The following is a 13,309-nucleotide window of genomic DNA, read 5'->3' as shown; positions in this document are numbered from 1 at the left end:
AAATAAAATATCCGGAGGTTCTGCATGCTGGACATCACCCACGAGGAATGGCTGCGCCGGGCCAAGGCACTGGACCTGGCCGGCGCGCATCACATCGACGGTGCCGACGAGGGCGGGGGAGGGGCGACCTTCGCCGCCGTCTCGCCCCGCGACGGCCAGGTGCTGACCCAGGTCGCCGACGGGGGCACGGAAGAGGTGGACGCGGCTGTGGCCGCCGCCCGCCGGGCCTTCGACTGCGGCCCCTGGCCCCGCCTCGCACCGGCCGACCGCGGCCGGATCCTGCTGCGCATCGCCGACCTGCTCGAAGAGCACCGCGAGGAACTGGCGTTGACCGTCAGCCTGGAGATGGGCAAGCCGATCACGGACGCGTACGAGATCGAGCTGCGCGCCGTCATCAGCACGTTCCGCTGGTACGGGCAGCTGGCCGACAAACTCACCGACGCCTCGCCCCACACCGCCCCCGATGCCCTCGCGCTGGTCACCCGGGAGCCGGCCGGTGTCGTGGGCGCGGTGGTGCCGTGGAACTTTCCCCTGACGCTGGCCGGTTGGAAGGTGGCTCCGGCACTCGCGGCGGGCTGCACCGTCGTACTGAAGCCGTCGGAGAACTCCCCGCTCTCCGCCCTGCTGCTCGGCCGGCTCGCCACCGAGGCCGGCCTGCCGCCGGGTGTGCTCAACGTGGTGGGCGGCAAGGGCCCCGTCGCCGGGCGCGCTCTCGGTCTCCACCCCGACGTCGACGTCCTGGCCTTCACCGGCTCGACCGCCGTGGGCCGTCACTTCCTGCACTACGCGGCCGACTCCAACCTCAAGCGGGTCTGGCTCGAACTCGGCGGCAAGTCCCCCAACATCGTCTTCCCGGATGCGCCCGACCTGGAGAAGGCCGCTGCCACCGCCGCCTGGGGCATCTTCTTCAACCAGGGCGAGATGTGCACCGCCCCCTCCCGGCTGCTGGTGCACTCCTCCATCGCCGAACAGGTCACCGACGCGATCGTGGCGCGAGCCCGGGAACTGGTCGTCGGGGACCCACTCGACCCGGCGACCGAGATGGGTGCGATGGCCGGTGAGAGTCACCTCGAACGGGTCCTCGGCCACATCGAGACAGGTCTCGAGGAAGGCGCCCGCCTGCGCGTCGGCGGCGGCCGCACCCTGGCCGAGACCGGCGGCAGTTTCCTGCGCCCCACCGTCTTCGACCACGTGCGCCCCGGCATGCAACTGGCCCGCGAGGAGATCTTCGGCCCCGTCCTGTCCGTCCTCACCTTCGACGACCTCGACGAGGCTGTTGAACTCGCCAATGACACCGAGTACGGCCTCGCCGCGGGCCTGTGGACCTCCGACCTGTCCACCGCTCACCAGGTCTCCCGCGCGCTCAGGGCCGGAACCGTCTGGGTCAACTGCTACGAGGAGGGCGACCTGACCGTCCCCTTCGGCGGCATGAAGCAGTCCGGCAACGGCCGCGACAAGTCCGCCCACGCCATCGAGAAGTACACCGAACTGAAGACCACCTGGATCCAGCTGTGACCCGACCCCTGATCGCGATCCCCGCCCGCTTCTCCGCGACGACCTCCGCGCTGCGCTACGCCGCCGAGGTGGGCGCCCGCGCGCTGATCGAGGCGGTGTGGCGGGCGGGCGGCGAACCGGCGAGCATCCACCCCGCCTCCGCAGACGTGGCCGAACGTCTCGCTCGCTTCGACGGCGTCCTGCTCCCCGGCGGCGGAGACCTCGCCCCGCACCGCTACGGCGCGACCGACACGCACGAGAGCGTCTACGACGTCGACGACCTCCAGGACGACTTCGACATCGAGGTCGCCCGCCAGGCCATCGACTCGGGCCTGCCGCTGCTGGCGGTCTGCCGAGGACTCCAGGTCGTCAACGTCGCCCTCGGCGGCACCCTGGAGCAGGACATGGGCGGCCCAGAACGGGAGCACCGGCATGTCGTCCACCCCGTGGCGATCCAGCGTGGCACCTTGCTGGAGCAGGCCACCGGCGCGCAGAAGGTCGAGGCGTCCTGCTACCACCACCAGCGCGTCCACCGCGCCGGCGTGGGACTCGCGGTCACCGCGCGCGCGGCCGACGGCACCGTGGAGGGGCTCGAACTCCCCGGTGTCCACGGATGGTTCACCGCCGTCCAGTGGCACCCGGAGGACACCGCGCACGAGGACCCCACCCAGCAGGGACTGTTCGATGCCCTCGTCCGAGCCGCCCACGACAGACGCTGACACCGCGATGGCACTCTTCGGCAGCACCAGGCGGCCAAAGCCCCGGCTGGCCCCGGAACTCGACGATGCCGCCCTTGGCCGGGTGCTCAGAGGTATCGCCTCTTTGCGGGGCCCGGGCCCACAGGACCTCGCCATCGCCCGGATCGAGCAGCTCCTGCGGGACACCGGGCCCGACTGGGACCGTCGCTGCCACCGGATCTCCGTGCTCGCGCAGGCTGCTCCCGCGCTGGCCCGCGGGTGGCACAAGCGCCGGCCGCGCGACCCTGACGCGCTGGTTCTCGCCGGGTGGGCCGAACTGGCCACGGATCCCTGGGGTGCCCTGGCGCTCTGCCGCCTCGCCGCCGAGGCGCGTCCGGGCGATCCGACGCCCTGGGTGGGCGCGCTGGCGGCGCTGCGGTCGCTGGGGCGGCCCCGTGCCGAGCTCGCACCGCTCTGGGAGGAGATCCGTGCGCGTGAGCCGTGGCACCGGGAGGCGCATCTGCAGATCCTGGGCTACCTCTCCCCAAAGGAGCAGGGGAGCCAGAGCGCGTTGCGGGACTTCCTCGACGACGTCGTCGCCGTCATGCCGCCGGACGCTCCGGCGGCATGCCTGCCCTTGACGGCCGCCGTGCGGCAGTACCACCGCGACCTGGACGGAGGAGGAGTCCGGGCGCTGGGGGCGAGCCGCTACTGGACACAACCGCACGTCGCACGATGGGTGGATCAGGCGCTGACCTCCTGGCTGAGCCCCGGACGCCTGCGCCAGGCCGCCGCCGTCGCCGACCTCGGGCTGCTTGCCTACTGCCTGGTGCGCGCCGGCCGCACGGGTGACGCCCGCCCGGTGTTCACCGCGATCGACGGCCTGGTGACGCCCTGGCCGTGGGGCCACGAGGGAGAACCGCTGGAGCGCTACACCTTCTACGCCGGCCGCCTTTGATCGTGCGTACGGCGCGCCGGGCCCTGTGGGCTGGGGCAGACGGCGAGCATGCGCGCGTACTGCCTGCCCGGCCCCGGCGCCGTCGGTGCCTTCCCTGTTGGCGCGCACACGGCTGCGGGGCCGAGCCCGAACAGGCTCGGCCCCGCGGCTTCCCCGTCAGGGCCGGCCGCGCTCGGCGGCCTCGACGATGTTGGTGAGCAACATGGCCCGGGTCATCGGCCCCACTCCGCCCACCGGTGGGGCCAGGGAGCCGGCGACCTGGTCGACGTCCGGGTGGACGTCCCCGAGGATGCCCTCCACGGTCCGGGTGATGCCCACGGACAGGACCGTGGCGCCCGGCTTGATCCAGTCGGGCCCAACGAGGTGGGCCACGCCTGCCGCGGCTACGACCACGTCGGCGACCCGGGCGTGGGCCGCGGTGTCCTGGGTGGCCTCGTGGCACAGGGTGACCGTGGCGTGTTCGGTGCTTCGGGTCAGCATCAGGCCCAGCGGACGGCCCACCGTGATGCCGCAGCCGATCACGCAGAACTGTTTGCCGGTGATGGCCACTTGGTTGCGGCGGAGCAGGTCGATGATGCCGCGGGGCGTGCAGGGCAGCGGCCCGGGAATGCCGAGCACGAGGCGCCCGAGGTTCGTCGGGTGCAGCCCGTCGGCGTCCTTGGTGGGATCGATGAGTTCCAGTACGGCGTGGGTGTCGATGTGGGCCGGCAGCGGCAGCTGGACGATGAAGCCGGTGCAGGCCGGGTCCGCGTTGAGCCGGAGCACGGCGGCCTCGACGTCGGCCTGGGAGGCGGTGGCGGGCAGCTCCACCCGGATCGACGCGATGCCGACCTGGGCGCAGTCGCGGTGCTTGCCGCCGACGTAGGAGTGGCTGGCCGGGTCGTCGCCGACCAGGATGGTCCCCAGGCCCGGGGTGACGCCCCGGGCCTGCAACGCCTGGACCCGGCCGGCGAGTTCGGCCTTGATCTCGGCTGCCGCGGCCTTGCCGTCGAGCAGCGTCGCGGTGGTCATGGTCGTAGGAACCTCTCGGGTCAGGAGAACACAACGGTGCGGGAGCCGGTCAGCACGACCCGGTCCTCGGCGTGCAGGCGCACCGCCCGCGCCAGGACGACCCGTTCGACGTCCCGGCCGATGGCGACCAGCTCCGGCGCGGTGTGCCGGTGTCCGACGCGCACGACGTCCTGCTCGATGATCGGGCCCTCGTCCAGGTCGGCGGTGACGAAGTGGGCGGTGGCGCCGATGAGTTTGACGCCCCGGTCGTGGGCCTGGTGGTACGGCTTGGCGCCCTTGAAGCCCGGCAGGAACGAGTGGTGGATGTTGATGACCCGCCCCGACAGCTTGCGGCACAGGTCGTCGGAGAGGACCTGCATGTAGCGGGCGAGGACCACGAAGTCGACCCGGTGCTCGGCGACCAGCCGCAGCAGTTCGGCCTCGGCCTCCGGCTTGGTGTCGCGGGTGACAGGGAGGTGGACGAACGGGATGCCGTAGCGCTGCGCAATGGGCGCCAGGTCGGGGTGGTTGGAAACGATGAGCGGGATGTCGACGGGCAGTTCGCCCAGGTGCCAGCGGTAGAGGAGGTCGATCAGGCAGTGGTCGAACTTCGACACCATCAGCAGGGCTCGGCGCCGTTGCTGCTCCGGCCGCAGGGACAGCACGGGGTCGAAGCGCGCCAGGCGCAGGGAGAGCTCGTCCCGCAGGCTCTCGACGTCGGCCTGCGGGGTCTCCAGGAGCACCCGGATGGTGAAAGTGCCGGTGCCGGGATCGGAGAACTGGGCACTCTCCACAATGTTGCCCTTGGCCTCGGTGATGCCACCGGACAGGGCGTGCACGATGCCAGGCTGGTCGGGGCAGCTGACGGTCAGGATGTAGCGCTGCATGGCTGCGGTGCCTTCCGGCTCAGGCCCGTACGCGGGTGCGCTCGGGGTCGTACACGGGGGTGGGCTTCACCGTGGCGTCGGCCTTGGAACCGTCGGCGGCGACCGCGGTCAGCACGGTCCCCGACTTCACCGCGTCGCGGTGCACGCGCGCGAGCCCCAGGGTGGCGCCGTCGAGTACGGGCGAGGGCACGGCCATCGTCACGTAGCCGACGTCCCGTCCGTCCAGCTCCAGCCGCGCGCCCTCGGCCGCCTCGGGTGCGGCGTCCACGACGACGCTGACCACACGCCCCGGCGCGGTGCCCTTCTTGGCGAGCAGCGCGTCGCGGCCCTGGAAGGCGCCCTTGTCGAAGTCGACCGCCCAGCCCATCCGGCACTCGAACGGGGTGACGGTGTGGTCGTACTCCAGCTCACCCATGATCATTCCGGCCTCGGTGCGGCACGTCAGCAGGGCGAGCGCGCCGGCGGCCTTCACCCCGAGGTCAGCCCCCGCGTCGAGGACCGCGTCCCACAGGTCCAGCGCCCGCTCGCGCGGCACCTGGACCTCGTAGCCGAGTTCGGCGGTGAACCCGATCCGGCTGACCTGCGCACCGATGCCGGCGACCAGGACGTCCCGGACGAACGTGTAATAGGGGAAGGCGGCGTTGGAGACGTCGACGTGCGTGAGCCGCTGGAGGACCTCGCGGCTGCGCGGTCCCTGCAAGGTCAGCACGGCGAATTCGTCGCGACGCTCGGTGACCGTGGTGCCGTCGGGGGCGTGCGCAGTCAGCGATTGCTGGGTGGCGGGGTTGCCGCCGGTGACGACCACGTGGCCTGGCGCGAGGACGGCCACGGTCACGTCGTCGATCATGAAGCCGTCCGCGTCGACGACCACGCCGTAGGCGATACGACCGGCGCCGAGCCCGCGGACGCTCCGCGAGAAGACGGCGTCGACGGTGGCGAGCGCGTCCTCGCCCTCGACGTGCCACTTGTAGAGCATCGAGTAGTCCAGCGCGCCGGCGGCGGTGCGGAATGCCTCGTACTCCTCGGCCGGGTCCGTGATGAACAGGGGCACGGCATGGCCGTAGACGTCCATCCACTCCTCGACGCGGTCGTCGTACCGCGGGGAGAACGGGGTGCTGCGCAGTCCTTCGGGCAGGGCCATGGGAACTCCAGTGAGGCGGAGGAAGTGAGGCACCGCCGAGAATCTATCCATTCGGATAACTTGTCAATAGGATAGATTCCCTTGTCGGCGTGTGCGGCGGAAATGAAAGGGGGGTGCATGACCGAGACGGTGATCGAGGAGGAGACCGGTGGCCAGGACACCCGGCCCGGATACGGCCAGGGACGGGAGGCCCTGCTGGCCGCGGCCTTCAAGGTCGTGGCCCGAGGGGGCCTGCGGAAGCTGACGTACCGGTCCGTGGCTGCCGAGGCCGGGGTGACCCACGGCCTCGTGGTCCACCACTTCGGATCACGTGACGCCCTGCTCGAAGAGGCTTTGGGCTGGGCTGTGCGACGCAGCATCGAGACGTCGTCGCTGGTGCCCACCAGTGGCCGCCTGGAGGACTTCGCCGCGACGCTGGCCGCGTTCATCGCCGCCGATCCGGATCTGCAGGCGTTCCAGTACGAGCTGAAGCTCGAATCCAGCCGACGGCCGGAACTGCGCCACCACGTCGACCTGCTCTACGACGCCTACCGCGATGCCGTCCGCGAGGCACTGGCCTGTTTCGACGTGTCGCAGGAGATGACGGAGATCGTCTTCGCGGCCCTGGACGGCCTGGTCTTCCACCAGGTCACGTCCGGCGCACCGGAGCGTACCGAGGAGAGTGTCGACGCCTTGCGCCGGCTCCTCGCGGCCCATCGCGCGCAGGCGTCACCGAGGGCGACCGGCGGTACATTGAATGAGCCGAAGCTCTCCTGCACCCGCTTCAGGAGCGGCGATGACGAGCATTTTCCAAGGGCGTGACCAGCCAGTCCGGCCGCACGGCAGGCTTTCCTCAGTCATACCGGCGCCCGTCGGTGCGACCGCGGTGCTGGACCAGCACCTGCGGTTCACCGGGTGGAGCCGGGAAGCCGAGGAGCTGTTCGGTCTGGCGTCCGAAGAAGTCCTGGGCCGGCCCGCCGACGCCGTCCTGGCCGACACCGAGACGGGTGCCGGCGTCTCAGCAGTTGGTGGCGGTGGTGCGGCATGGTCGCTCGGCCCTCGGCCGGTCCGCCGTGGTGATGGCCGCCCGGTGTCCGTGTCCTTGTCTCTCACCCCGCTCGCCCTGGGGGCGGGTGCGACCGGGTGGCTGCTGACGGCCGTGGACGCCGAGCTGGCGCACCGGGAGGCCATCGGCCGGGCCATGCTTGACGGACTCGATCGGGAAGCGCCCGTCCAGTTGGTGGTCTACGACACGGACGCTCGGGTGCGCTGGATCAACACCGCGATCGAAAAACAGTTCGGAATCCCGCTGGAGGACGCTGTCGGCAGATTCGTGAAGGACATCCTGCCGCAGGGCGAGGTGCTGGGGGAGGCCGACGGGACAGCCACGAGCGTCGAGGAGATCGTCCAGCGCGTGGCCCGCACCGGCGCACCCGAGATTGACGTCCGCTACCGCAGCCCCACTTACCTCGACCCCCGTCACGAACGCGTCTGGTCGTGTTCCTACTTCCGGCTTCAGGACGATGACGGCCGGCCGATCGGAGTCTGTGAGGCCGGCCTCGACATCACCGACCGCTATGTGGCGCGCCAGCGTCTCGCCTTGCTCAGCCGGGCCAGCGGCAGTATCGGAAGGACCCTGGACATCCGGTGCACGGCCCAAGATCTGGCGGAACTCGTGGTCCCCGAGTTCGCCGACGCCGTCACCGTGGACATCGTCGAAGCCGTCCTGAGCGGGCAGGAACCACAACACTTCGGCACCCGGCCCACCCTGTGCCGGGTGGCTCACCGCACCGATCACGCCGCGGCCGAGGACACCGCGGACGACGCACTGGACACCGTCCGCCTGCGGTGTCTGGCCGAGAACGCGCCGGCCACCGACGCGGCCACCCATGCGCTCGCCCTTCCCCTCAAGGCCCGTGGCGCCACCCTGGGTGTGGTGGCCTTCGCACGCTCCCGACACGCCGACCCCTTCGAGCACGAGGAGATCCAGCTCGCCGAAGAGCTCGTCTCCCGCACCGCGGTCTGCCTGGACAACGCCCGCCGCTACACCCGAGAACACGCGACCGCGCTCACGCTCCAGCGTGATCTACTCCCCCGCACCCTGCCCCAGCAGCCCGGCGTGGAGGTCGCTCACCGCTATCTGCCCGCGGCCGGGCCCGCCGGCGTCGGCGGGGACTGGTACGACGTCATCCCCCTCTCCGGGGCACGCGTCGGGCTGGTGGTGGGCGACGTCGCCGGACACGGCACGGGCGCGGCCGCCACCATGGGCCGGGTGCGCACCACCGTCGCGGCGCTCGCGGCACTCGACCTCGCACCGGACGAACTGCTCGCCCGTCTCGACGACCTGGTGGCGCGCACCGGCGCCCCGCCTTCCGGGCCCGCCGAGGCCGAGGACCAGGCACTGGGAGTCACCTGCCTGTACGCGATCTATGATCCCGTCTCCCGGCACTGCGTCATGGCGCGGGCGGGCCACCTGCCGCCCGTGCTCCTCACCCCCGACGGACACGCCGAGCTCGTGGACCTTCCCGCCGGACCGCCCCTCGGCCTGGGCGGCCTGCCCTTCGAATGCGCCGACATCGAGCTGCCGGAAGGCGCCACGCTCGCTCTCTACACCGACGGACTCGTCGAAAACCGTCACACGGACATCGACGCGGGAGTCAGCTCTCTCTGCACCGCACTCGCCGGGCCCGAGGACGGCCAACTGCACAAGACATGCGACAAGGTCATCACCACACTCCTGCCCCAGCCCCCCGAGGACGACGCCGCACTGCTGCTGCTCCGCGTCCACGCCCTGGCCGAGAATCTGGTGGCGACGTGGGACGTGGCCTCCGACGCCGGAGAAGTGGCAAGAGCGCGGGCGCTGGCCCTTGATCAGCTGGCCGCCTGGGGAGTCGACGAAGCCGCGTCGTTCGTCGTCGAGCTCGTCGTCAGCGAACTGGTCACCAACGCGATCCGCTATGGCGGCGCTCCGGTGTGCCTACGGCTCATCCGGGAACGTGGCCTCATCGTCGAGGTCTCCGACGGCGGCCACACCTCGCCCCACCTGCGGCGGGCCGCGATGGAGGACGAGGGCGGCCGAGGTCTGTTCCTGGTCGCGCAACTCACGCAGCGGTGGGGAACCCGGTACACGCCAACGGGCAAGACCATCTGGACCGAGGTGTCGCTGGTTCCAGCCCAGATGCCAGGAATCTTCGCAGGCGAACAATTCGACTTGTAGCGATCCGGGCTCCCTCGTCCGGGACTGTCGCGGCTCAGGCCTTACGGCGGCCGCTGCGGCGTGGTGCGGGGGCGGCACCGCCCAACAGATCCTGGCGGCGCTCCTCGCCGTTCTCCTCCACCTGCAGCACCACCCGGCGCAGTCCGTCGGCGACGGCCCGGCAGTCCGCGTCGCTGAGCCGCCCGGTGACGAAGGATTCCTCCTCGTTGAACGCCGGGAAGAGGCGCTGCATCAGCTCCTGCCCTTCGTCGGTCAGGCTCAGGAGCACCAGCCTCCCGTCGGTGGGATGGTCTGCTCGCTGCACAAGCCCTCGTCTTTCCAACGTCCGGGCAACCCCCGTGAGCGTGCCCTTGGAAATCCCGGCTTCTTCGGCCACGTGCCGCGTCTCCGACTCGCCCCAGATCCAGATGACCCAGAGCACCACGAAGGCGGTCCAGGTCAGGTCGACGCCGCGCAGCACGGAGTTCTCCAGGTGCTGCCGCACCGCCGAGGCGGCGCGATAGATGTTGGCGACAACGGCCATCTGGTCATGCCGGACGGGGATACCGCCGAGTCTGGCCGCTGCCAGTTTCTCGGCTTCGGCGATGGATCGATGGCCAGGCACGAGCACACTCCTTCGGGCCGCCTGCGAAGGCATGAGACATCGGAATTGTTCGGGCCCAAATATACGATGCCTCGTTGCCCTCGCCCTCATGAGGGTCGACCCCTTGATGTCGCAGACCGGGAGGTTCCAGGCGGGGTTGCGGAAGATCACGCGCTCGCGCTTGAGTGCGCGGAACAGGCTGCGCAGGGCTGTGGCCAGCCCTCGACGGGCATGTCCCATGCGTCCGCAGGGTACGCAACAGCGGATGCTCCTCGATTGAGAGGCCCGCATTCTTAGCGGTCATGGTGCCTCCTGGCTCGTGTGTGTGGGTCCCGAAATTACGGGCCCATGGAGCTGGCGCCTTTGTGCCGTCGCCGCCATATCAGCCGTCCGGAACAGAAAGGAGTAGAACGCGCCGGTGCCGGCCGGCGAAGCGTGATATTGGATTCCGAACGGGGCCGTGAACATCAGTTTTTCCACCGTCGGACGGTTCTGCCGCGGCGCCGTATCCACGCCCTCACCCGCCCGTACCGCTCGTCGACCTCGACTGGGACGCCGTGACGCTTCCGAGGCGGTACGGTGCCCGCCCACGTCACGGCCCCGGCATCGGGCGGCCCACGACGGCATGCAGCTGCCAGCCCAGCGCCGCCGCCCGCCCACGTCGCCCCGCTCCGTCGAGCGCAGCGCCCGGCCGCGTCGGGGCGGGCCCGCCTTCGAGACCGGCGGGATCCGCCGCACGTGGGGTACAGCGCCCATGGGCAGGTGAGCTCCTCCTCGAACGCGGTGAGGACGGGCCCGTCTGCGTCCCGGGCTGGGCCGGTGCGTGGCGGGGTGGTCGGAGGCAGCAGAAAGCCCCGCCCATCCACCACGGGGGAGGCAGACAGCGGGGCCGTACCGGGAGGATCTACCAGCGGATGGTCTGCCCTTCGGGGGCGATGTGGACGGTGCACTGCTCCAGCGGCGGCGCACCACTGGCGCGCCAGCGGCCGAGTTGGTCCTCGACAGCGTCCCACAGCAGATCGGGGCCGTCCTGGCGGACGGTCCAGCGGCCATCCTCTTCGTGCATGGCCGCCCAGGAGCCGGAGCCGACGTCGACCAGGACGTGCTGCTCTCGTCCGTCCTGCGTGAGCGTCAGACGCTGCGCGGCCGGTACGGCGGCCTGCACGACGAACCGTGCCGTCCAGTCGTCCAGGACGTCGGCGCCGACGATGGCTTCCCGCACCACGCCCGCGCTGAGATCTGGCAGAAGCCCGAGCGGAGGCGGCAGCTGCGGGCGGGCGAGCATGAAACTGACCTGCCCGCCCAGCAGCGGGCCCGACGCCGTGCCGTCGTCGTGGACCGTCAGCCGCGCCAGCTCCGACGCTGCGAGCCAGCCGCCGACGGTCGCCAGGATGATGCCGCCGGGCCGCGTCTGCTCGATCCACGCTTCCGGCAGCGTGCGCACCCCGCACGTGGCGATCACCCTGTCGTACGGTGCACCCTCCGCGTAGCCGAGCAGGCCGTCACCGGTGACGAGGGTGGGATACATGCCGAGCCGGGCGAGGGCGGCGCGTGCCCGAGAGGCCACTTCCTGGTCGTACTCGATGGAGGTGACACGCTCATCCCCGAGGCGCGCGCATAACAGCGCAGTGGAGTAGCCGGTTCCGGTGCCGATCTCCAGCACCCGTGCATCCGGCTCGACTTGGAGGGCTTCCAGCATCCGCAGGACGAGGGAGGGCAGGGTGCTGGAGCTCGTTGGCTGACGCATGATCTGGCCCCGGATGTCCGTGGGCGCGATCGTTCCGGCGATCTGGGTCACCAGTGACTCGTCCGTGTAGCAGGCCTTGAGCCATGCCGGGTCGTCGTCCAGGACCGGCGCCCACGCTGCCGGTGCGGCACCCTCGACGCGGCGGAAGAACCCGCCGCGTAGGAACTCGTGCCGGGGGACGGTCTCGGCCGCGCGTTTCCACGGTTCGGCGCGCAGGCTGCCCTGGGCAGTCAGTGTGTCGATGAGCTGCTTGTGCAGCAGGGTCTGATCGGTCACTTCGTCCTCTCCAACAGGTCTGCCAGGGCGGCGAGCATCGGCAGGCCGGTCTCGGTTTCCAGCCAGTACCACTGGCCGGAGGGGTTGCACTCCAGGAACCACCATCGCCCGTCCTCGCCGACGCAGAAGTCGAAAGCGCCGAAGAGGAGCCCGAAGCGGTCCATGTAGCGGTGAAGGGCCGGTTCGATCCTGGGAGGCGGATCGACCGGGGTGTAGGTGTGTCGGCGGTAGTCGGTGCGCCAGTCCAGAAGGTCTGAGTCGATGCGGACGCAGAAGATGTGGGATCCGATGACGGTCAGGCGCACGTCGGCCGTCTTGGGCACCAGCTGCTGGAACAGGTGCGCCGTGCCGGCCACGCGGTCGTCTATGTCCTCGGGTGTCACCTCGGCGACCTTCACGACGGAGGAGACACCGTCGATCTGGTAGACGGGGTTCCACAGCGGCTTGTAGATGACCGGGGCGTGCCGCTTGATGAAGGCGTGGGCCGCGTCCGGGCTCGAGGTGATGAGTGTGGGTGGCACGTAGAACCCGGCAGCGGCGGCCGCGGCCAGCCCGGACGGTTTGAACTCGGCGTCGCCGATGCGGTGCGGGTGGTTGACGTACAGGCAGCCGGGCAGGGAGGCCAGTACCCCGCCGAGTCCGTACCGGGCCTGGGTGAGGGCGAACCGTGCGTCCTGCTCGCTCAGGTGCGGGAAGGCGAACCCTGTGGGGCGCCGGTAGTAGAGGGAGCGGACGGCTGTCAGGTCGGCGGTGCGCGACGAGGTGTGCATGAGCCCCTTCACGCCGCGTGAGGTGATCTCGGCCTCCACCGACAGTGATGCGGGGAAGTCCCCGGAGTCGAACCGCACGACCGGGACGCCCCGGTCGTGCAGCTCGCGTATCACCACATCGGCGGTGGGGTCGTACAGACTGGTGACGACCAGCACCGGACGCGAGTCATTCACTGGTCGCTGTCGCTGCCCTGGTCGGAGTCGGTGTTGCCCTGGCCCTGCCCGTCGGGGCTGGTACCCGTGGCCGGGGTGGTGCCGGTGCTGGTGCCGTGCCCGGGCGCCTCCATGACGTGCCCGGACGCGTCGAAGAACACGGCGGTCTGGGTGGCCGGGTCCAGCATGACGCGCGCGTATTCCGGCGCCATGGTCGGGTACGGGGCCATGCGGCCGACGCCCCAAGGAACATGGGTGGCGAAGCCCTGCGGGACCGCGGTGCTGGTCGGCATGCGGTCGGCGTGGACGAACATCTTGTCTCCTTCGTGTCGAAAGGGGTTGGCCCGCCCAGGTGGCGGGCCGTGGACCGTGCGGCCGGCGCTGGGGCTCGCAAGGGGGGTAACCCCAGCGCCGGCACTTCCGCCCGTGCCGACTGC

Annotated in this window: 12 protein-coding genes; 5 read left to right on the top strand and 7 right to left on the bottom strand. The window is 70.8% G+C overall.

Features of this window, described 5'->3' with window-relative positions; all coding sequences use genetic code 11:
• Window positions 1–24: 24 nt before the first annotated feature.
• The 3 genes from ACQPXS_RS47470 to ACQPXS_RS47460 are packed head-to-tail and all read left to right on the top strand — an operon-like array spanning window position 25 to window position 3,129.
• On the top strand, window positions 25–1,515 hold the full coding sequence (locus ACQPXS_RS47470) for an aldehyde dehydrogenase (protein WP_433445821.1): 1,491 nt from the start codon (window positions 25–27) through the stop codon (window positions 1,513–1,515).
• Window positions 1,512–2,213, top strand: coding sequence for a gamma-glutamyl-gamma-aminobutyrate hydrolase family protein (locus ACQPXS_RS47465; protein WP_433445820.1), 702 nt, complete (start codon window positions 1,512–1,514; stop codon window positions 2,211–2,213). The genes ACQPXS_RS47470 and ACQPXS_RS47465 overlap by 4 nt, the downstream gene beginning before the upstream one ends.
• Window positions 2,179–3,129, top strand: coding sequence for a hypothetical protein (locus ACQPXS_RS47460; protein WP_433445819.1), 951 nt, complete (start codon window positions 2,179–2,181; stop codon window positions 3,127–3,129). The genes ACQPXS_RS47465 and ACQPXS_RS47460 overlap by 35 nt, the downstream gene beginning before the upstream one ends.
• 156 nt (window positions 3,130–3,285) lie before the next feature.
• Here ACQPXS_RS47460 and ACQPXS_RS47455 read toward each other — a convergent pair whose 3' ends face one another.
• From ACQPXS_RS47455 to ACQPXS_RS47445, 3 genes are read right to left on the bottom strand one after another with little or no spacing between them, the layout of a single operon-like run.
• The gene (locus tag ACQPXS_RS47455) at window positions 3,286–4,140 is read right to left on the bottom strand and encodes a bifunctional methylenetetrahydrofolate dehydrogenase/methenyltetrahydrofolate cyclohydrolase (protein ID WP_433445818.1); all 855 of its coding nucleotides are present in this window, start codon (window positions 4,138–4,140) and stop codon (window positions 3,286–3,288) included.
• A gap of 20 nt (window positions 4,141–4,160) precedes the next feature.
• Complete coding sequence (gene purU / locus ACQPXS_RS47450) at window positions 4,161–5,006, bottom strand: formyltetrahydrofolate deformylase (RefSeq protein ID WP_433445817.1); 846 nt, start codon at window positions 5,004–5,006, stop codon at window positions 4,161–4,163.
• Window positions 5,007–5,025: 19 nt separating this feature from the next.
• On the bottom strand, window positions 5,026–6,147 hold the full coding sequence (locus ACQPXS_RS47445) for an aminomethyltransferase family protein (RefSeq protein ID WP_433445816.1): 1,122 nt from the start codon (window positions 6,145–6,147) through the stop codon (window positions 5,026–5,028).
• Between the two features lie 117 nt (window positions 6,148–6,264).
• Between ACQPXS_RS47445 and ACQPXS_RS47440 the strand changes: the two genes are divergently transcribed.
• Complete coding sequence (locus ACQPXS_RS47440) at window positions 6,265–6,948, top strand: TetR/AcrR family transcriptional regulator (RefSeq protein ID WP_433445815.1); 684 nt, start codon at window positions 6,265–6,267, stop codon at window positions 6,946–6,948.
• Between the two features lie 64 nt (window positions 6,949–7,012).
• Entirely contained in the window at window positions 7,013–9,343 is a 2,331-nt protein-coding gene (locus ACQPXS_RS47435) for a SpoIIE family protein phosphatase (RefSeq protein ID WP_433445814.1), read from the top strand.
• Window positions 9,344–9,377: 34 nt separating this feature from the next.
• Here the strand turns inward: ACQPXS_RS47435 and ACQPXS_RS47430 are convergent, their stop codons facing one another.
• The 4 genes from ACQPXS_RS47430 to tgmA all read right to left on the bottom strand — a co-directional run bounded on the left by ACQPXS_RS47430 (window position 9,378) and on the right by tgmA (window position 13,186).
• Window positions 9,378–9,947 carry a MarR family winged helix-turn-helix transcriptional regulator gene (locus tag ACQPXS_RS47430; RefSeq protein WP_433445813.1) on the bottom strand — a complete coding sequence of 190 codons (570 nt, stop codon included), beginning with the start codon at window positions 9,945–9,947 and terminating at the stop codon, window positions 9,378–9,380.
• A gap of 883 nt (window positions 9,948–10,830) precedes the next feature.
• Complete coding sequence (gene tgmC, locus ACQPXS_RS47425; RefSeq protein WP_433456637.1) at window positions 10,831–11,949, bottom strand: ATP-grasp peptide maturase system methyltransferase; 1,119 nt, start codon at window positions 11,947–11,949, stop codon at window positions 10,831–10,833.
• Complete coding sequence (gene tgmB / locus ACQPXS_RS47420; RefSeq protein ID WP_433456635.1) at window positions 11,946–12,893, bottom strand: ATP-grasp ribosomal peptide maturase; 948 nt, start codon at window positions 12,891–12,893, stop codon at window positions 11,946–11,948. Before tgmB ends, tgmC begins: the two co-directional genes overlap by 4 nt.
• Entirely contained in the window at window positions 12,890–13,186 is a 297-nt protein-coding gene (gene tgmA / locus ACQPXS_RS47415; RefSeq protein WP_433456633.1) for a putative ATP-grasp-modified RiPP, read from the bottom strand. The genes tgmB and tgmA overlap by 4 nt, the downstream gene beginning before the upstream one ends.
• Between the last annotated feature and the right edge of the window lie 123 nt (window positions 13,187–13,309).

This window comes from Streptomyces sp. CA-142005 (assembly GCF_050942335.1).
GTDB lineage: Bacteria > Actinomycetota > Actinomycetes > Streptomycetales > Streptomycetaceae > Streptomyces.
Note: the sequence above shows the minus strand (reverse complement) of the source record. Positions and strands in the feature narration are given on the sequence as shown.